Below are 17,953 nucleotides of genomic sequence, written 5' to 3' on the forward strand. Positions count from 1 at the left end.
CCACCAAGATCGCTGGCATGGACCACGGCAGCATGGCCGGTATGGACCATAGCAAGATGGCTGGCATGGACCACGGCAGCATGGCCGGTATGGACCATAGCAAGATGGCTGGCATGGACCACGGCAGCATGGCCGGTATGGACCATAGCAAGATGGCTGGCATGGACCACGGCAACATGACCGGTATGGACCAAAGCAATATGGCCGCCAGCGGTGCCATGCAGAACCATCCCGCCTCCGAAACAAACAACCCTCTGGTCGATATGCAGACCATGACCCCTACGCCAAAGCTGAGCGATCCGGGGATCGGGCTTCGCGATAACGGGCGTCGGGTTCTCACGTATTCGGATTTGCGTAGCACCTTCATCGACCCTGACGGCCGGGAACCTGGCCGGACAATCGAACTGCACCTTACCGGGCATATGGAAAAGTTCGCTTGGTCCTTCGATGGGATCAAGTTTTCTGACGCAGAGCCGCTGCGGCTCAAGTACGGCGAGCGCCTGCGTATTACCTTGGTCAACGACACCATGATGACTCACCCCATCCATCTGCACGGCATGTGGAGTGACCTGGAGGATGAGGACGGCAATTTCATGGTGCGAAAACACACGATCGATATGCCGCCTGGCTCGAAACGAAGCTATCGCGTAACCGCAGATGCACTCGGGCGCTGGGCCTATCACTGTCACCTCATGTACCACATGGAGATGGGCATGTTCCGAGAAGTCCGCGTGGACGAATGAACTGGAGATACGAGATGAGCAAACCAATGAAACGAAGCGCCTTTTTCCTCTCTGCCGCGATGGTTGGCCTGCTCGCGGTGTACGCCCCGTCTTCCTGGTCCAGTGACAACCATGATCAGCACTCTCAAAAGTCGTCCAACGCGGCGCAATCGAACGGCTCGAAGAGCAAGCAAGCCCAGGGCATGAACCATGAAGGCATGGATCACGGCTCCATGAAAGGCATGGATCATGGCTCTATGGAGGGCATGGATCATGGTTCCATGGAAGGAATGGATCACAGCAAAATGATGGAATCGCATGGCAGCGACAAAGCTAAGGCAGGGAAAAATGGCCAATAGCGTTGCACGACCATCGCTGCTGGCATTCGCCGTTTCTTTAGGTGTGCTGGGCGTTTCGCCCAGCTTCGCCGCTGAAATGGATCATTCCGGAATGGACCACTCGGCAATGGGCCACGGTGCCATGCAGATGGACCACGCCTCATCACAGGCTGCGATGCCGGGCATGGACCACAGCCAGATGGGCGCGAGCAAGCAACCCACGCAACCTGCACCCGTTGATCACAGCAAAATGGGCCATGGCCAGCCCAAAGCGAAACCCGCCTCGATGGACCACAGCAAGATGGACCATGGAAGCATGAAAGGCATGGATCACGGGTCCATGGAAGGCATGGATCATGGCGCGATGGGTCATTCCACGATGGGAAACGGGAACGCTGATTCGCCGACCCCGACCAGCCGTACGCCAATCCCGGTGCTGACTGATGCCGACCGGCAGGCTGCCTTCCCCCCGCTTGACGGGCACAAAATGGATGACAGCGGGTTCAACAGCTTTTTCTTGCTAGACCAACTGGAATACCAAGATGCCGATGAAGGTAGCACGCTTGCTTGGGATGCATCCGGCTGGGTGGGCGGCGATATCAATAGGCTCTGGATTCGCTCGGAAGGTGAACGAACCAATGGTGTGACTGAAGATGCTGAGCTGCAGCTCCTCTATGGCCGCTCGGTAAGCCCGTGGTGGGATGTTGTCGCCGGCGTCCGGCAGGATTTCAAACCGGAGGATCCGCAGACCTGGGCTGCGTTCGGTATTCAGGGCCTGGCCCTGTATGACTTCGAAGCTGAAGCCACCGCCTTTATCGGCGAGAACGGTCAAACCGCTGCCCGTCTGGAGGGCGAGTACGACATCTTGCTAACCAATCGTTTAATTCTTCAGCCAACCGCTGAGGCCAACTTTTATGGCAAGAACGACCCGGAACGCGGCGTCGGCTCTGGCCTGGCAAACACCGAAGTCGGGCTGCGGTTACGGTACGAGATTGTTCGCCAGTTCGCGCCATACATAGGTGTCACCTGGAGCCGTTCCTACGGCAAAACCGCCGATTTCATTCGGGATGAAGGCGGGGACGTGGACGAAGCTCGTTTTGTGGCCGGTATTCGGATGTGGTTTTGAGAACTCAACATGAAAAAAACAATTACAACGCTGGTGGCGGCAGGTGCTGTTACTAGCGCAGCAGTGCTAGGTGCTGCTTACTTCGGTCTCGTGAACGTTGGTGCGGACGACCCACACTTCCCCGCTGTGCATGCGTTTTTGGCCATGGCGCGGGATCGCTCGATTGAAGTCCGAGCAAGCGACATTGAGGTGCCAAACCTTAAAGATCCTGCTCTCATCCAAGCAGGGGCAGGCAACTACAACGCCATGTGTATCGGTTGCCACCTCGCGCCAGGGGTGGAGAAAACTGAACTCAGCCAAGCCCTATACCCATCCCCACCAAACCTCACCGAGATAGGTGTAAGCGGTGACCCTGCTGCTGCGTTTTGGACCATCAAGCACGGTATCAAAGCGACAGGCATGCCAGCCTGGGGTAAGAGCATGGACGACCAGTACATCTGGGGAATCGTCGCGTTCCTGGACCAGCTACCGCAACTCAATGCTGAGCAGTACCAGATGATGGTCGCTTCCAGTGGTGGTCACCAACATGGCGGTGGCGAAAGCGATATGCATAACCATGAAGGCCAACACGGTGGTGCGAAATCAGGTCATGGAAATCATGATGATTCCGCAGCAAACGGCGTGGCTGAGGAAAGTCATGATCATGGCAGTTCGCATTCGGAGTCTTCATCAGTAGCGGAGCACCACGGTGAACACGAGTCCGGCGAGGCGCACTCGGACCACCACACAGGTTCTACTCCCAAAACCCATGTGCACAAAGACGGGAAGGAGCACACTCATGACAAGTAAGCGCCGCTTCCTCGGTTTAAGTACCGCAGCGTCACTTCTAATCGCCTCAGCCGCCTTTGCTGCGGAGCCCCTGACTATCGATGTGCACCGGGACGCTAATTGCGGTTGCTGTAAGAAATGGATAGCGCACTTGGAGGCAAACGGCTTCAAGGTCGTCGACCACGTTGAAACGGACATGAGGGCGGTGAAGCAAGAGCTAGGAGTAGCTCCGAGGCTGGCTTCGTGTCACACCGCGGTTATCGATGGCAAGTTTGTGGAAGGTCACGTCCCCGCAGCCCAGGTGCAGGAGCTCATAAAGCGCAACGACCTGGCAGGCGTCGCGGTACCTGGCATGCCCGCTGGCTCACCAGGTATGGAGGTTGATGGCATGAAACACGCCTATCAAGTCATCGGCCTCACCAAGAGTGGGGACGATCAAGTAGTTGCCAGTTATCCTGACACGTAATGCAAGATGCCCCGGGGGAAGGGCTTCTGCCGGCCAGCCGACCAGCTGCAGCGCTGGTCGTGGTCAGCTTACTCCAAGACTTACCCTGTCCCTTCGGTCAGTTTTGACCTCTACAGTTAATTCCAGCAGAGCGATATTCGAGGATTTTCAACTCACCTGTTGAGTCCTCGTAATTCATCTGTGTCGGCATCACGTCGCAGCTACCTTTGAGCGAAGTCATACTGATAACTCTCGCCACATCCAGTTTCATTCCGTAGCGATAATGGATCACTTCAGGTGGTTTTTTTCCATTGGCAGCGGCGTAGGCACGCATTGCTTGCTCATTTGCCTGAATCATCTTTCCGTGTAAGCGATCAGATCCTCCTTCAGCTAAAGCGGATGAGGAGGCGATTACGAGCATGAGGGCGGCAATGCTTTTAGCGGTGTTCATTTCTGTTACTCCATGAAGACATGAGTGAAGCTTACCGACTGGGAGCTGTCATCCACGTGATCCAGGAATTACATGTTTGTAAGCAGGCTATCGATAATGATGGCTCTGAATACACGTGAAAGCCGCGTCGTTTCAGGCTGCGACAGTTTTAATTCTCTAGCGAATCAGTCTGAACCGGCGTTTTGGGTGATTGCGACAGTTTTGCGTTTCCTCTCCAAATGGCTGCAGGCCGCGAAAGACGGGACCCTCTAGCGACAGTTTTAATTCTCTAAATCCACCACCCGCAGAAAATTTCGTCACGCCCCAGAATGGGAATTTGCATTCGGGGCGCACCACGATTCATCTCGTGCCAGAAGCCGCCTGCAGTGCAATCAATTGGCGAGCCAAGACTCGACTACCTCAGCGCCATACTCGTTTTTCCAGGCCTTAAGCGTACGCTGATTACCACCCTTGGTCTCAACAACCTCTCCGCTGTGTGGATTCTTGTAGACCTTCACTTCGCGTGGTTTCCGAGAGGTTTTTGGGGCCATATCAGTGGAAGCCACCGCTTGCGGATCGAGGATCAGCACCACTTGGCGCAGGCCGTAGCCATACTCGTTGAGCAAACTGCGCAGCTTCGTTTCAAATTCCATTTCCTGCTTCAGGGCAGAGTCATTTTTCAGCGCTTCCAGCTCCGCCAGTTGGGCTGCGAGCTGTTGTTCGAGCAGGCGGAATTCAGCGAGACGGGACATAAGATTCTCCAAAATGGGTTCGATGATTTTAGCAATCAAGAAAGAAAGCGTGCTAACTATCTTGATCCCACATGCCTGAATCGGCAATCACGAGGCTGAGCGATCGGTGTGGATAAAAACGTGATGGCTTCAGGATCGTCGATCTGGGCGGCTTCACTTGCGAGGTAATCGATCAGCTTTTTGCTTCTTACCCAAACGTACTGCCGGCAAGCCGCGTTTGGAATGGATGGCCCCGCAACGGGGCGAAACCTGGCCTCCCAAAGGTGCTTGAACGCCTCCCTGGTCGACTTCCCCAAATACACCGCAATCTCCGGTCCCAAGATATAGCCACGCCTGAATCTGTCGATGGCTTGAGGCTTAACCATCAATTGCGTACGCCGGCCTCGTTCGACAGCAGTGCTCCATAGCAGACCCAGTCGAACGAACGCGTATGCGCATTGTTCTTTGACGCCTAACAGCGCAGCAGCCTTGACTACCGACAGGCCGGGAAAGACCGGACTCTTGTTCTCAGCTCGGGCTTGTTGCCACGCTGCAAAATCTTGCGGCTTGAGTAACCACGCCCCTACCGCAACCGAGCCATTCTCAGCTGGGCCGTAAGCGCGAAGTTCACCTGCACGTATTGCCTGAACCAACTCGACCAACCCACCCCCCTTGGGCAGAGAATGCTTGGCCAAGTAGTTGATCGACACCAGGCTCTGGTCAGAGCTGGTAGGCAGCTTCTCATCAATCAATTCGTTGATCGAGCGGCAGTCAATCAGCCACCTTTCGCCTGGGCGCGGTTCTCCACCAAAGAACTGGAGGGTACCACCAGCTAGCAGCTGCCTAACCCGATTGCGACAGAGGCTTAGCAAAGTCGAGGTTTCTTTCATATCAGCCACGCCCTGGAGATGCTGCGAGATTGCCTTCAAATGATCCAGGTCCACGACCGTAAAGACTCGATCTTCATGGACCTTCTCCCGATAGGCGATTTGTCCCTCCTGATGAAGGCGTTTTATGACTGATACCCCGAGACCACAAGCTTCAGCAGCAGAATCGAACGACACCCAACGATGTCTCTCAATCGTCTCCTCACTCAAATTGCGATTTCGCTTCGCTAACGGTGCTTCCCACGCATGCTGCAGAAATGATTCGAACTCTCGACGAAGAAAGTCAAAACAAGAGTCATCCAGATCACGGTGGATGTCGTGGTATATCGGGCCGAACGATCTGCTGAGCGTCCAATGTTCGTTATCGGAATGGACTGCCTTGAGGCCACTCAGCAGTTCTCTGAATGCGAGAGGCCAGTTCATGAGAACCACGCCCGCCGCGTTTGCCATAAGCCGCGATATCTCTAGCGAACCCGAATCAGCAACCTTCAGCGGCTGGGTTCTTTCCGTAGGCAAACTTCTGACAGCGAGACGCGATGACAACTCGTGAAACTGTTCGTAGGTGAGGGCCGCCAATCCCGCGTCAGCTGGCAACGAGTCGGCGTAAAACCTATCTTCAAAGCCAGAGGTGAGCCAGGCGGCCGTATCACTCGCCGGCGCGATCTCAAAATTGGTCCCACTCAATGAGGTGCCACACGCTTGGCAACTATTCGCACTCATTGCGCTTGGATCGGTTTCCTTCAGACAGTTGGGGCACCGCCCGTGGAGTTCAGTGCCGTGGACAGAACACGTCGTAACCAGGGTCAAGCCCCAGCTTTCTCTCCAATAACCGGCTTCGCCCAAACAGATCGGACAGTAACGAGCGTGATGAGTCGTCCATAACTTGACCCCCTTGGGCCTTGGATCACGAAACTCAGCAGATACCGCAGGCCAGCTCAGTGGTCCTTCCATCATCTGCAGCCAGTCCGCAACATCGGTCTCGTCGGCTCGTGCAAAGGCGGTGAGCAGTTCCTTTCTGGGTAATCCGTTGGCTTTCGCCAGGCGCTGCAGGTACCCCAAAAGACTTTCGTCTTGGTGTGGTCGTGGGTTGATTAAAAGACCAAACATTCCTACACATCCATGAAATCGAAGACATAAAAATCAGGGGAGTAGAGCCGGGCCGATAAGCCCGGCCCTTGGCCGTCAGGTACTGCTCTCTTCGAACGTCTCAAACGGCTCCCGCTTCCCGAACAGAGGCTGGAAATTGAAGCTCGCACTGAAGGGGTTTCGATCCTCGGTGGCGTAGCTCCAAACCTCGTCTTCAAAAGCCTGGGCCAGCACAGGAAGTTCAATCCCGACAAGGTCCTGGACTTGAACCAGCCAAACAGCCCTGTCCACAATCTTGATGAGGTAGTCGATCAATCCATAGGAAGCCAGGTAGAAGCGTTTAATCATCGCTGGCTCTACAAAACTGATGGTTTGAACAGGCAGTTCGCCCTCGATTGCCTGCAACAACATCACGAAATGAAGAGACGTATTAGCGGAGAAGGTGAAGCGATCGTATGCCACCGTGGCCGAAAACCTGCGTCGCAGTTGCTCGTTTGCTAGCAGGAGATTTTCGGTGCGCTTCAGCCCAATCAGAACAAACGCGATACTGGTTTCATTCATCAGACTCTTGATCCAGTCTGCTGCCTCATACGCACCATTACGACGATAATCGACCAGGTGCTGCGCCTCATCGAGGACCAACATCTCCACGCCAAGGTTCTTCAGCAGCAGGACTACTCGCGCAAATTTAACCTCTGCCGAATGTCCTCGTGCCTCTGCGAAGGGATCCTTCAGCTCTGCCAAAATGGCTGCTGCCAGGTTCTTTTTGGTTGGAGACGAAGGCATCTCGACGAACAGAACTGTCCGCTTCTGTGGGTCATGGCTCTCCAATTCCTCCAATGACCGAATGTACTCCTTGACCAATGTGCTCTTGCCCACTCCGCTTGGACCTTGGATCAGCAACCCTTTACTTGCTCTGGTACGCCGACTATCGCCGTGGATATCGCCTAGTCGCGTCAACGCTCGCTCGACTTGAGGGCTGTGAATAAAACGATCGCGGAGCGTAAAGCTGTATTCACCATGCTCGTAGCATTCGTACAGATTGATGGCGTTCATGGCTTAGAACTCCCAGCAGGGCGACGAACCGAGACCTTGAAGGCTGCTGGCGGAATGTTAGGAATAGAGTCACCGGTCCATTCCACTTCAGCGAGTACCTTGGGTGGAGGCGTGCTTTCGGTCACTCGACCCTCCTTGTCGATTTTCGCTATGGCAGCTGCGCGTCGTTTTCTGAGCGTCTGCGAACGGCGGGCCTCGTCTGCATCTTCCATAATTTCCTGGTAGCACCTGTGCGTAGCCTCGAAGCTAGGCTGCTCATTATATTTTTCTCGCAGCGCTTTCTCGGCAGCCTTCCACACCTCCCTGCTCTTACCGGCCATTCGCTCATCTTTGGCGGGCACTTTGAAGAACAAGTTTCTGAAGCGGTCGTGAACCCAAACGTGCCCGGCTTCGTCTCGATAGCGGACGTTTACCTTTTCTCCGTCTGCCAAACGCATACGGAGCTCAGCAAGTTCCGTAGAGTGGTAGCCCACTTTGGCAACCTCGATGCCGTAATGGTGAACCTTCACCGAGGCCCGCTTGGCCAGAATGCACTCCAACGAGTCCAGGTCGACGGGAAGGCTGATGACATGGTTCGCCTCGCTAGTCCCCCAGACTTGAGCCGGTGTTCTGTTGTCCAGCCCCCGATGAGGAGTCTGGTGGTAACCATCGACGATCCATTTCACTACCACCGCCTCCAATTGAGGGAGCGTGAAACATGCATTCTTCTCCGAGTCGTAATCGCCACGCTGCTGGATATTCGAGAAGGTGGTACCCGGGAGGTTGTGGATAAGCCCCAGGTTCTGTGTGCTGAAAAAGCGTTCGACGGCACCTTTCCTTTGAGGGGCCCTTGAAGCGGGATACATGATCTCGATACCCAACTCGTTGAATCCCATGATGAGATCGCCCGCGTGAAATTCCGCTGCGTTGTCTGGGACTATTCGAGCCGGCAGCCCACGTGCCCACCATTCATTTCTCACTTTCGGAAAGCGCTTCAGCAATTCGGCTTTTGGACGGATTGAGCGTTCGATCACACGAAGCACGGTTTCCGTATTTGGCGCCGACAGGTGGAGCAAATATCCCATCACCATTCGAGAGAAGCGGTCGAGGACGATCGTCAGATAGGGGCGCCCAATGCACAGCCCCGAGGTTTCATCCACAAGCTGGACGTCCAACAAGGTGTGATCAATTTCCCAACGTTCCAAAATCTCATGGACACGTAGGACACCCGCCGCAACACGGTGCTTCTTGTCTGCTGCGTGTTTTCCGAGCCTCTCCTTATCCACAAGGTACGGATCCAGCTTGGCGATGTACCTTCGGACAGTCATTCCGCTTGGGATCTTGAGCTGATCCGAAGGCAAACGACTTTTGTTCCTCTCTTTTATCTGATCCTCGAATTCTGAAACGACCACGCTGACCGCTGGAATCGTATCCTGCAGGTAGGTTTTATTAATCACCCCTTCAAGAATAACTTCGAGCTCTCCCTGTATCGCGGCAGCCCGACCCTTTTTGGCATGCTGAGGGATAAGCTTTACTACGTTCTGGCCAATGTATTTGGCTGCCCAACGTCGAATAGTGGAAACCGAGGGTGCGCACGCATCCCCAATCTTTTTGGCGATATCTCTAAGCTTCTTGATCATGTCTTCGTCACCCGGTAGCTTGTATTTACCGCGCTTAGTTAGGTCGTCCAGATACTTGCGTCGACGCAATGCCTCATCTCCATGTTTTTTGGGGAAGCATGAAATATCTGGAGGGACGTTCCGCACATACGGAACCCTCCCAAGGTATGGCTGATCAGCGGAGATCTCGATCTCGCGCTTCTCGTAGGCCTCATAGAACTCCTTCTCGGATAGCTTCGTGGGCTCACCAAGCTCATCGAAAAAGAGCAGCTTCCGGTCAATAAGCCTCTTCTCAAGCACCATCAGTACGCCACGAACGATGACGACCAATTTCACCCTAAGGGAAAAGGTTTGCATGACGGTGCCCCCCTTGCAGGAAGACCGGGGAGTCAGTGTCAATTGACCTATCAAGGTCAATGCCCACCACCCCAAGGCCTAACAAGCGCCAGGCTTTCCCCTCACCAACCACGTAGAGCAGATCTGCAACGGTCATAGGCGGCCATTCGTTGAAGGTCGCCATTACCTCCTCCAACGCCTGATGCGAAAGCTCTGGACCGCGCCGGTGATACATCAGCCTTCTAAGATTGGTAGCCAGGGGTTCAGCTTCAATTAACTTTTCAGTGATCACCGAAAAGTTACGGGCAGTGGCGTTGAAGTAGCGCTCAGCGGCATCCAGTCGCTGCCTGACGCTGGCAATCTTCAGTCGGTCGTGAGGCTTCACTTCAAACCACCACTCGCGCCCATCCGCGAGGAAAACCTGTACGTCTGGGTAATATTTGAAGTAGCCCTGGAGCGATGGAACACGTTCCTCACTGGGCTGCGGGACGTAGCCGATGACCGCAGGAGACAGCTCAAGAAGCCGAAAAAGAGCGCCTTCGAGCTGGGACTCCCAGGGCACAGGCTTTTTATTTTTGAGCGATGGGAAGTAGCCGCGGTAATGGTTGGACCGCCGCGTGACCACCTTTCGTACTGTCATGAAACACCTCCGAAAATCTCGAAACGAGCGCCGACGCTGCGCCAAAAAATCAAGGCGCAGGGCGGGCGAAGTGAGGCCTTTCGACAGGCAACACTGTGCCGTCGAGTAACCTCGCTAAGGTCGAAAAAATGGGAGAGGATTGACAGTCGCTTCGAAAAAGCAGACATTGCGGGTTCTGAGGACGCAAGTCTGCTTCGCTAAGCGCGGTCAGTCCTCTCGGGATTGATCGCGTTTTTCTACATTTTCAGGTCTCCTTTTCTCTCATTGGTCATGACTCTCATGACTGATCAGAATCTAAAGCAATCGGCTTGCTCTCTTTATTTCTAAACGGCCACTTCGTGATCGCTGGAGCAATTTGGATCAGGTCTGAAGCTCTCGCTTCAAACAGCTGATTTGGCTGAAAATCTTCAGTGCAAAGCGGAAAAGTTGGTCATAGATCTTATTCCAACATCCCTTCGAAATCTACAAAAAATCCAAAATGGCAACTTCCACCAAATTCCATTTCCATACTAAATTGTTCAAATTAATACTTAACACGTACGCTTAATTAACTATTAAGGTGTTCAAATATTAGTTTTAAAGTCCTCTCAATCTCTCTGCTGCTCAGATCCGCCCGCCGACCCTCTCAGCACTTCCAGCGCCCCATCAAATCACTTCCTCAAATCCCCCCATCTGCATCATTTTCCAATGAGCGGAGTAGGGCGCCCCGGCAGGAATTCCAGGCAAAAAAAAGCCCGCGAAGGCGGGCTTGATGGTGACCGACAGGGGCCATGGTTGAAGCCCGGCCGGTCATCTATTTGTGAAAGCGTGCAGCTTTTCTGTGAACCTACAACCGGTCAGAAGTCCAGGTTGGATACCGCCAGGGCGTTGCTTTCGATGAACTCGCGGCGCGGTTCCACGGCGTCGCCCATCAGGGTGTTGAAGATCTGATCGGCAGCGATCGCGTCTTCGATGGTCACCTTGAGCATGCGGCGCACAGTCGGGTCCATGGTGGTTTCCCACAGCTGGTCCGGGTTCATCTCGCCCAGCCCTTTGTAGCGCTGGATGGTGTGACGCTTGGTGCTTTCGGCCATCAGCCAGTCCAGGGCTTCCTTGAACTCGGTGATGGCTTTCTTGCGTTCGCCACGCTGCACGTAGGCACCTTCACCCAGCAGGGTGGCAAGCTGGGCGCCCAGCGCGGTCACGGTGCGGTAGTCGTTGCTGCCGAAGAAGTCGCGGTTGAAGGTCACGTAGCTGGCAAGGCCGTGGGAAGTGATTTCCACTTCTGGCAGCCACACATTGCGCTCGCGGTCTTCACGCAGGCTGGCCTTGTACAGCAAGCCCGACTTCTCGGTATTGCGCAGGCGCTCATCGAACCTGGCGAGCCAGTTCTGCATGTGCGCGTGGTCGGACAGCTGCTCCACCGAGATGGCCGGCAGGTACACGAAGTGCTCGGTGAGCTCTTGCGGGTACAGGCGCGACAGACGCTTGAGAGTCTTCATCACGGTACGGAATTCGTTGACCAGACGCTCCAGCTCGACACCGGAAACCGGTGGCGCGGACTCGTCCAGGTGCAGGCTGGCATCTTCGAGGGCTGACTGGGTCATGTACTCTTCCATGGCCTCGTCGTCCTTGATGTACTGCTCCTGCTTGCCCTTCTTGACCTTGTACAGCGGCGGCTGCGCGATGTAGATGTAGCCGCGCTCGACCAGCTCCGGCAACTGACGGAAGAAGAAGGTCAGCAGCAGGGTACGGATGTGCGAACCGTCGACGTCAGCATCGGTCATGATGATGATGTTGTGATAGCGCAGCTTCTCGATGTTGTACTCTTCGCGGCCGATGCCACAGCCCAGTGCGGTGATCAGCGTGCCCACTTCCTGGGACGAAATCATCTTGTCGAAACGTGCTTTCTCGACGTTGAGGATCTTGCCCTTGAGCGGCAGGATAGCCTGGGTCTTGCGGTTGCGACCTTGCTTGGCCGAGCCGCCTGCGGAGTCACCCTCCACCAGGTACAGTTCGGAGAGGGCAGGGTCTTTTTCCTGGCAGTCGGCAAGCTTGCCCGGCAGCCCGGCAATGTCCAGCGCGCCCTTGCGACGGGTCATTTCACGCGCTTTACGGGCCGCTTCACGGGCGCGCGCAGCGTCGATCATCTTGCCGACCACAGCCTTGGCTTCGTTCGGGTTTTCCAGCAGGAAGTCGGAGAAGTACTTGCCCATCTCCTGTTCCACCGCAGTTTTGACTTCGGACGAAACCAGCTTGTCCTTGGTCTGCGAGCTGAACTTGGGATCAGGCACCTTCACCGAGATGATTGCGGTCAGGCCTTCACGGGCATCATCACCGGTGGTCGCGACCTTGTTCTTCTTGGCCAGACCTTCCTGCTCGATGTAGTTGTTCAGGTTACGCGTCAGCGCCGAACGGAAACCCACCAGGTGAGTACCGCCGTCGCGCTGCGGAATGTTGTTGGTGAAGCACAACAGGTTCTCGTTGAAGCTGTCGTTCCACTGCAGGGCGATTTCCACACCCACACCATCCTCGCGCTGAACGCTGAAGTGGAACACTTCGTTCACCGGAGTCTTGTTGGTGTTCAGGTATTCGACGAATGCGCGCAGGCCACCTTCGTACTTGAATTCCTCTTCCTTACCCGAGCGTTCGTCCTTCAACAGGATGCCTACGCCAGAGTTGAGGAACGACAGTTCACGAATCCGCTTGGCCAGGATGTCCCAGCTGAAGTGGATGTTCTTGAAGGTTTCGGACGATGGCTTGAAGTGGATCTGGGTGCCGGTGGTTTCGCTGTCGCCGACAATCTTCATCGGAGCCTGCGGTACACCGTGAACGTAGGTCTGCTCCCAGATCTTGCCGCTGCGGCGAACGGTGAGGATCAACTCTTCGGAAAGCGCGTTCACCACCGAGACGCCCACACCGTGCAGGCCGCCGGATACCTTGTAGGAGTTGTCGTCGAACTTACCGCCGGCGTGCAGTACGGTCATGATGACCTCTGCGGCGGAAACCCCTTCTTCCTTGTGTACATCGACCGGGATGCCGCGGCCGTTGTCGCGAACGGTGATGGACTCATCCGGGTGGATGATTACGGTAATGTCGTCACAGTGGCCGGCGAGGGCTTCGTCGATCGAGTTATCGACCACCTCGAACACCATGTGGTGCAGGCCGCTACCATCATCGGTGTCGCCAATGTACATACCGGGACGCTTGCGTACGGCATCCAACCCTTTGAGCACTTTAATGCTGGAGGAGTCGTACGTTTGATTTTCGCTCATGCCTTCACTCCCGATGGTCGTGGGTCTGGGTGATACGGCCTTGTTCCACGTGGAACAAGGCAACTGGCGTATCCGTCTGCCAGCCTTCCCTCAATAATTCGTGGTCTACACAGGTGATAAACACCTGGCAGCGTAAGTCTTCCAGCAAGCGGCAAAGTGCACGACGGTGCTGCTCGTCCAATTCGGACGGCAGGTCATCCACCAGATAAATACATTGGCCGCGGCGTGCCTGGCTGACCAGATGCCCCTGGGCGATACGCAGTGCGCACACCACCAGTTTCTGCTGGCCGCGAGACAGGATATCGGCCGCGTTGTTGGCGCCTAACCTGAGTCGCAGATCCGCACGTTGCGGACCTGCCTGTGTGTGGCCCATCTGCTGATCCCGATGGAGCGAGCCAGCCAGGACCTCACTGAGGTCTCTGTCCTTGTCCCACCCTCGGTAGTAACTCAGGGTCAGCCCCTCGAGCTCCAGCAATTCGCTCAAGGTTTGTTCGAAGACGGGTTTCAGCGCTTTGATGTAATTACGGCGGTACTCGTCGATTTCCGCACTGGCCAGGCATAACTCCCGGTCCCAGGCTGCTTGCGAAACAGCGTCAAGTGTACCATGCCGCAACCATGAGTTCCGCTGCCGCAGGGCCTTCTGCAGGCGCTGCCAGGTGGACATGAAGCGAGGTTCCACGTGGAACACACCCCAATCCAGGAATTGCCGGCGAATCTTGGGCGCACCTTCGAGCAGGCGAAAACTGTCCGGATTGATCAGTTGCAGCGGCAGTATCTCTGCCAGTTGGGCGGCACTGCGGGCGTTCTGCCCGTCGATGCGAATGGTGAAATCCCCTTGCCGTTCCCGCGATATGCCCAGGTTGCTGGAACCACCTTCATTCAGTTCGACCTGGCCGAATACCGTACAAGCCAGTTCTTCATACTGGATGACCGGTGTAAGGCGAGTGCTGCGAAATGAACGGGCCAGGCCGAGCAAATGGATGGCTTCCAGCACGCTGGTTTTGCCGCTGCCGTTGGCGCCATACAGGATGTTGATGCGGGGGGAGGGGGAGAAGGTCACCGGGTGCAGGTTGCGCACCGCGGTGACTGAAACGCGACTGAGGGACATCTAGCGAGTGCTGGACAAATTACAGGCGCATCGGCATGACGACGTATGCAGAATCGTCATTGTCCGCCTCTTGCAGCAGGGCGCTGCTGTTGGAATCGGACAGGATCAGACGAACCTGTTCGGTGGTCATCACGCCCAGCACGTCGAGCAGGTAGCTCACGTTGAAACCGATTTCCAGCGAACCGCCGTTGTAGTCGACGCCGATCTCTTCTTCGGCTTCTTCCTGCTCGGGGTTATTGGCCTGAATCTTCAGTTGGCCAGCCGCCAGTTGCAAACGAATGCCGCGGTACTTTTCGTTGGACAGAATCGCGGTACGGCTGAACGCTTCGCGAAGTGCCTGGCGATCACCCAGTACCAGTTTGTCGCCGCCCTTTGGCAATACGCGCTCGTAGTCCGGGAACTTGCCATCCACCAGCTTGGAGGTGAAGGTGAATTCGCCAGTAGTGGCGCGAATGTGTTGCTGGCCCAGCACGATGGCAACGGTGCCTTCCGGATCAGTGAGCAGGCGCGCCAGCTCAAGGATACCCTTGCGAGGCACGATCACCTGGTGGCGATCAGCCTGACCGATATCGGCCTGCATCGAGCACATGGCCAGACGGTGACCATCGGTGGCGACCGCGCGCAGAGTGCCGGTGGAGACTTCCAGCAGCATGCCGTTCAGGTAGTAGCGCACGTCCTGCACGGCCATTGCGAAGCTGGTGCGCTCGATCAGGCGGCGCAGGCGGCTCTGCTCCAGGGTGCAGGTCAGCGAACCCGGGCCTTCCTCGACGGTGGGGAAATCGTTGGCTGGCAGGGTCGACAAGGTGAAACGGCTGCGGCCGGCCTTGATGATGACCTTCTGCTCGTCGACCTTGATGCTGATCTCCGCTTCGCTCGGCAGGCTCTTGCAGATATCCATCAGCTTGCGTGCAGGTACGGTGATCTCGCCGGGCTCGGCAGGGTGTTCCAGTTGCACACGGCCAACCAGTTCCACTTCCAGGTCAGTACCTGTAAGCGACAGTTGCTGGCCTTGGACCACCAGCAGCACGTTGGACAATACCGGCAAGGTCTGGCGGCGCTCGACGACGCCTGCGACCAGTTGCAGGGGTTTCAACAGGGCTTCGCGTTGAATGGTGAAATGCATGGTCTAGTCCCTTGCCTTAAAAAAAAGCCGCGCTGACGTTCATCACGTCGTCAGGGTCCGCAGCAGGTTCTTGTAGTCCTCGCGGATATCCGCGTCGGATTCCTTGAGTTCGTTGATCTTGCGGCACGCGTGCAACACCGTGGTGTGATCGCGGCCGCCGAAGACGTCGCCGATTTCCGGCAGGCTGTGGTTGGTCAGTTCCTTGGACAGGGCCATGGCCACCTGACGCGGCCTGGCCACCGAACGCGAACGCCGCTTGGACAGCAGATCGGAAATCTTGATCTTGTAGTACTCGGCCACTGTGCGCTGAATGTTATCCACACTCACAAGCTTGTCCTGCAGTGCCAGCAGATCCTTCAGCGATTCGCGAATCAACTCGATGGTGATATCGCGGCCCATGAAGTGCGAGTGGGCAATGACCCGCTTCAGCGCGCCTTCCAGTTCCCGCACGTTGGAGCGGATGCGCTGGGCAATGAAGAACGCAGCGTCATGTGGCAGGTCGACCTTGGCCTGGTCGGCCTTCTTCATCAGGATCGCAACGCGGGTCTCGAGCTCCGGCGGCTCTACGGCAACGGTCAGGCCCCAGCCAAAGCGGGACTTGAGGCGCTCCTCGAGGCCTTCGATTTCCTTGGGGTAGCGGTCGCTGGTGAGAATCACCTGCTGGCCACCTTCGAGCAGGGCGTTGAAGGTGTGGAAAAACTCCTCCTGCGAACGCTCCTTGCGGGCAAAGAATTGAATGTCGTCAATCAGAAGCGCATCGACCGAGCGGTAGAAGCGCTTGAACTCGTTGATGGCATTGAGCTGCAACGCCTTGACCATGTCGGCTACGAAGCGCTCCGAGTGCAGGTACACCACCTTGGCATTCGGATTCTTCTTGAGCAGGTGGTTACCCACAGCGTGCATCAAGTGCGTCTTACCCAGGCCCACCCCGCCATAGAGGAATAACGGGTTGTAGCCATGCTTGGGGTTGTCGGCGACCTGCCAGGCTGCCGCGCGGGCCAGCTGGTTGGACTTGCCCTCGACGAAATTCTCGAAGGTGAAGGTGCGGTTCAGGTAGCTGGTGTGTTTGAGCGCACCCTCTACCTGCACAGTACGTTGTTCGGTACGGCTGCTGGGTGGAGCCACCACGGCAGTGTTCTCGCCCATCGAGTCGAAGCTGTCGCGCGAAGGTGCATCTTCGACCTGGGGCGCTGCCGGCACAGGTGCTGGCGCTGCCGGGGCTGCCACGGCAGCGACCTGGGCAGCCTGCTGGGCCTGGGAAGCGGCGACCGAGGCGGCGAGCGGTGCGTTGGGCGCAGCACGGGGTGCCGAACTGCGTCGGCTGCCTATTAATAAGGAAAGCGCAGGGGCGATGCCGTTGCCGTGTTCGCCCAGCAGTTCGAGCAAGCGACCCAGGTACTTTTCATTGACCCAATCGAGTACGAACCGGTTAGGCGCATAGACGCGCAACTCGTCGCCTTCGGCTTCGACCTGTAGCGGACGGATCCAGGTGTTGAATTGCTGGGCAGGCAGTTCGTCGCGCAGAAGGTCCACGCACTGCTGCCAAAGTTCCACTGACACGGATATCCCCTGAGTTGAACGCCGGTGAGGCAAAAACAAGCGGCCATTGTACCGACCACCAGCGCAGTTATCCACATGCAGGTGTGTCGAGGGTGGCGATAAATCAGCAGGTTAGTGGCAAAAACGTCACTTTACCGCTGTGAATAAGCCCTGTGGATAACCATGCCTGAGCACTTTGCACAAGTGGGGGTCGAAATCGGTGGATAACTGCGCTGTGGATAACAGGCCTTTTAATCCACAGCTTTTGCGCCTGCACAGCACAGCCAGAGCACCGCTTCCCGACAGGGTTTCTTTTCTCTGTACAGTACGTAGAACAAGGCCTGTAGCGTTCTATCCACAGAAAACAGCTGCCTAAGTTCTATAAGATTTACAAAAAAGCTTTAAATACCTTCTCTTCTTTTTTCTATGTTTAAGCGTCCGGCAAGGCTGTGTCCCTGTCATCCGGGGCACAGGCCTGTGGACGAGCACGCGAAGGCGCCCGGTTTTTTATCCATAAGGAAAAGCTGGTTGGAAATTGACCTATGGCGCTGCTTTCTCTAGAATCGCCGGTCTCTTAAAACGGGGGCCATTCCGGCCCGTTGTCGACGAACCAGGTAACACGCCATGAAACGTACTTTCCAACCAAGCACCATCAAGCGCGCCCGCACTCACGGTTTCCGTGCCCGTATGGCTACCAAGAACGGCCGTGCCGTACTGTCCCGCCGTCGTGCCAAAGGCCGTAAGCGTCTGGCAGTTTGATTTTTCG

Annotated in this window: 16 protein-coding genes; 6 read left to right on the plus strand and 10 right to left on the minus strand. The window is 56.1% G+C overall.

The features are described 5' to 3' along the window. The 5 genes from QMX96_RS06750 to QMX96_RS06770 form a co-directional block, all read left to right on the plus strand. On the plus strand, positions 1–743 hold a 743-nt coding region (locus QMX96_RS06750; protein ID WP_282361467.1), incomplete at its 5' end, for a multicopper oxidase domain-containing protein. A 14-nt stretch (positions 744–757) separates the two neighbouring features. Beyond that, entirely contained in the window at positions 758–1,081 is a 324-nt protein-coding gene (locus tag QMX96_RS06755; protein WP_012269845.1) for a hypothetical protein, read from the plus strand. Then, positions 1,071–2,186: a copper resistance protein B gene (locus QMX96_RS06760; RefSeq protein ID WP_011953082.1), complete on the plus strand. Its 1,116-nt coding sequence runs from the start codon at positions 1,071–1,073 to the stop codon at positions 2,184–2,186. Before QMX96_RS06755 ends, QMX96_RS06760 begins: the two co-directional genes overlap by 11 nt. A gap of 9 nt (positions 2,187–2,195) precedes the next feature. After that, the gene (locus tag QMX96_RS06765) at positions 2,196–2,975 is read left to right on the plus strand and encodes a cytochrome c (protein ID WP_011953081.1); all 780 of its coding nucleotides are present in this window, start codon (positions 2,196–2,198) and stop codon (positions 2,973–2,975) included. Beyond that, positions 2,965–3,420, plus strand: a complete 456-nt coding sequence (locus QMX96_RS06770; protein WP_011953080.1) for a DUF411 domain-containing protein — start codon at positions 2,965–2,967, stop codon at positions 3,418–3,420. The genes QMX96_RS06765 and QMX96_RS06770 overlap by 11 nt, the downstream gene beginning before the upstream one ends. 97 nt (positions 3,421–3,517) lie before the next feature. Here QMX96_RS06770 and QMX96_RS06775 read toward each other — a convergent pair whose 3' ends face one another. The 10 genes from QMX96_RS06775 to dnaA all read right to left on the minus strand — a co-directional run bounded on the left by QMX96_RS06775 (position 3,518) and on the right by dnaA (position 17,208). Further along, a complete protein-coding gene (locus QMX96_RS06775) occupies positions 3,518–3,850 on the minus strand; it encodes a DUF2790 domain-containing protein (RefSeq protein WP_011953079.1) in 333 nt (110 codons plus the stop codon). A gap of 371 nt (positions 3,851–4,221) precedes the next feature. Continuing rightward, positions 4,222–4,581: a histone-like nucleoid-structuring protein, MvaT/MvaU family gene (locus QMX96_RS06780; RefSeq protein WP_010951431.1), complete on the minus strand. Its 360-nt coding sequence runs from the start codon at positions 4,579–4,581 to the stop codon at positions 4,222–4,224. 56 nt (positions 4,582–4,637) lie between these two features. Further along, entirely contained in the window at positions 4,638–6,554 is a 1,917-nt protein-coding gene (locus tag QMX96_RS06785) for a TniQ family protein (protein ID WP_010951430.1), read from the minus strand. Positions 6,555–6,629: 75 nt separating this feature from the next. Then, a complete protein-coding gene (locus tag QMX96_RS06790; protein WP_010951429.1) occupies positions 6,630–7,589 on the minus strand; it encodes a TniB family NTP-binding protein in 960 nt (319 codons plus the stop codon). Next, positions 7,586–9,544, minus strand: coding sequence for a DDE-type integrase/transposase/recombinase (locus QMX96_RS06795; RefSeq protein ID WP_011953078.1), 1,959 nt, complete (start codon positions 9,542–9,544; stop codon positions 7,586–7,588). Before QMX96_RS06795 ends, QMX96_RS06790 begins: the two co-directional genes overlap by 4 nt. After that, positions 9,525–10,163 (minus strand): TnsA endonuclease N-terminal domain-containing protein, encoded by a 639-nt coding sequence (locus tag QMX96_RS06800; RefSeq protein WP_011953077.1) that lies wholly within the window; start codon positions 10,161–10,163, stop codon positions 9,525–9,527. The genes QMX96_RS06795 and QMX96_RS06800 overlap by 20 nt, the downstream gene beginning before the upstream one ends. A gap of 836 nt (positions 10,164–10,999) precedes the next feature. Continuing rightward, a complete protein-coding gene (gyrB, locus tag QMX96_RS06805) occupies positions 11,000–13,417 on the minus strand; it encodes a DNA topoisomerase (ATP-hydrolyzing) subunit B (RefSeq protein WP_054916057.1) in 2,418 nt (805 codons plus the stop codon). A gap of 4 nt (positions 13,418–13,421) precedes the next feature. Then, a complete protein-coding gene (recF, locus tag QMX96_RS06810) occupies positions 13,422–14,525 on the minus strand; it encodes a DNA replication/repair protein RecF (RefSeq protein ID WP_043860678.1) in 1,104 nt (367 codons plus the stop codon). 19 nt (positions 14,526–14,544) lie between these two features. Then, positions 14,545–15,648 (minus strand): DNA polymerase III subunit beta, encoded by a 1,104-nt coding sequence (gene dnaN, locus QMX96_RS06815; protein WP_043860677.1) that lies wholly within the window; start codon positions 15,646–15,648, stop codon positions 14,545–14,547. Positions 15,649–15,690: 42 nt separating this feature from the next. Further along, complete coding sequence (gene dnaA / locus QMX96_RS06820; RefSeq protein ID WP_058541975.1) at positions 15,691–17,208, minus strand: chromosomal replication initiator protein DnaA; 1,518 nt, start codon at positions 17,206–17,208, stop codon at positions 15,691–15,693. A gap of 603 nt (positions 17,209–17,811) precedes the next feature. On the opposite strand from dnaA, the gene rpmH reads away from it, so the two are divergent. Then, entirely contained in the window at positions 17,812–17,946 is a 135-nt protein-coding gene (rpmH, locus tag QMX96_RS06825) for a 50S ribosomal protein L34 (protein ID WP_002551315.1), read from the plus strand. Positions 17,947–17,953 lie beyond the last annotated feature (7 nt).

The organism is Pseudomonas sp. PS01300 (genome assembly GCF_029960155.1).
In the GTDB taxonomy this organism is placed as follows: Bacteria; Pseudomonadota; Gammaproteobacteria; order Pseudomonadales; family Pseudomonadaceae; genus Aquipseudomonas; species Aquipseudomonas palmensis.

Coding starts and splice junctions, on each gene's coding strand:
- gyrB (WP_054916057.1), bottom strand. CDS start 13,417: ATGAGCGAAAATCAAACGTACGACTCCTCCAGCATTAAAGTGCTCAAA.
- QMX96_RS06790 (WP_010951429.1), bottom strand. CDS start 7,589: ATGAACGCCATCAATCTGTACGAATGCTACGAGCATGGTGAATACAGC.
- QMX96_RS06800 (WP_011953077.1), bottom strand. CDS start 10,163: ATGACAGTACGAAAGGTGGTCACGCGGCGGTCCAACCATTACCGCGGC.
- rpmH (WP_002551315.1), top strand. CDS start 17,812: ATGAAACGTACTTTCCAACCAAGCACCATCAAGCGCGCCCGCACTCAC.
- QMX96_RS06770 (WP_011953080.1), top strand. CDS start 2,965: ATGACAAGTAAGCGCCGCTTCCTCGGTTTAAGTACCGCAGCGTCACTT.
- QMX96_RS06775 (WP_011953079.1), bottom strand. CDS start 3,850: ATGAACACCGCTAAAAGCATTGCCGCCCTCATGCTCGTAATCGCCTCC.
- recF (WP_043860678.1), bottom strand. CDS start 14,525: ATGTCCCTCAGTCGCGTTTCAGTCACCGCGGTGCGCAACCTGCACCCG.
- QMX96_RS06785 (WP_010951430.1), bottom strand. CDS start 6,554: ATGTTTGGTCTTTTAATCAACCCACGACCACACCAAGACGAAAGTCTT.
- QMX96_RS06765 (WP_011953081.1), top strand. CDS start 2,196: ATGAAAAAAACAATTACAACGCTGGTGGCGGCAGGTGCTGTTACTAGC.
- QMX96_RS06795 (WP_011953078.1), bottom strand. CDS start 9,544: ATGCAAACCTTTTCCCTTAGGGTGAAATTGGTCGTCATCGTTCGTGGC.
- QMX96_RS06780 (WP_010951431.1), bottom strand. CDS start 4,581: ATGTCCCGTCTCGCTGAATTCCGCCTGCTCGAACAACAGCTCGCAGCC.
- dnaN (WP_043860677.1), bottom strand. CDS start 15,648: ATGCATTTCACCATTCAACGCGAAGCCCTGTTGAAACCCCTGCAACTG.
- QMX96_RS06755 (WP_012269845.1), top strand. CDS start 758: ATGAGCAAACCAATGAAACGAAGCGCCTTTTTCCTCTCTGCCGCGATG.
- QMX96_RS06760 (WP_011953082.1), top strand. CDS start 1,071: ATGGCCAATAGCGTTGCACGACCATCGCTGCTGGCATTCGCCGTTTCT.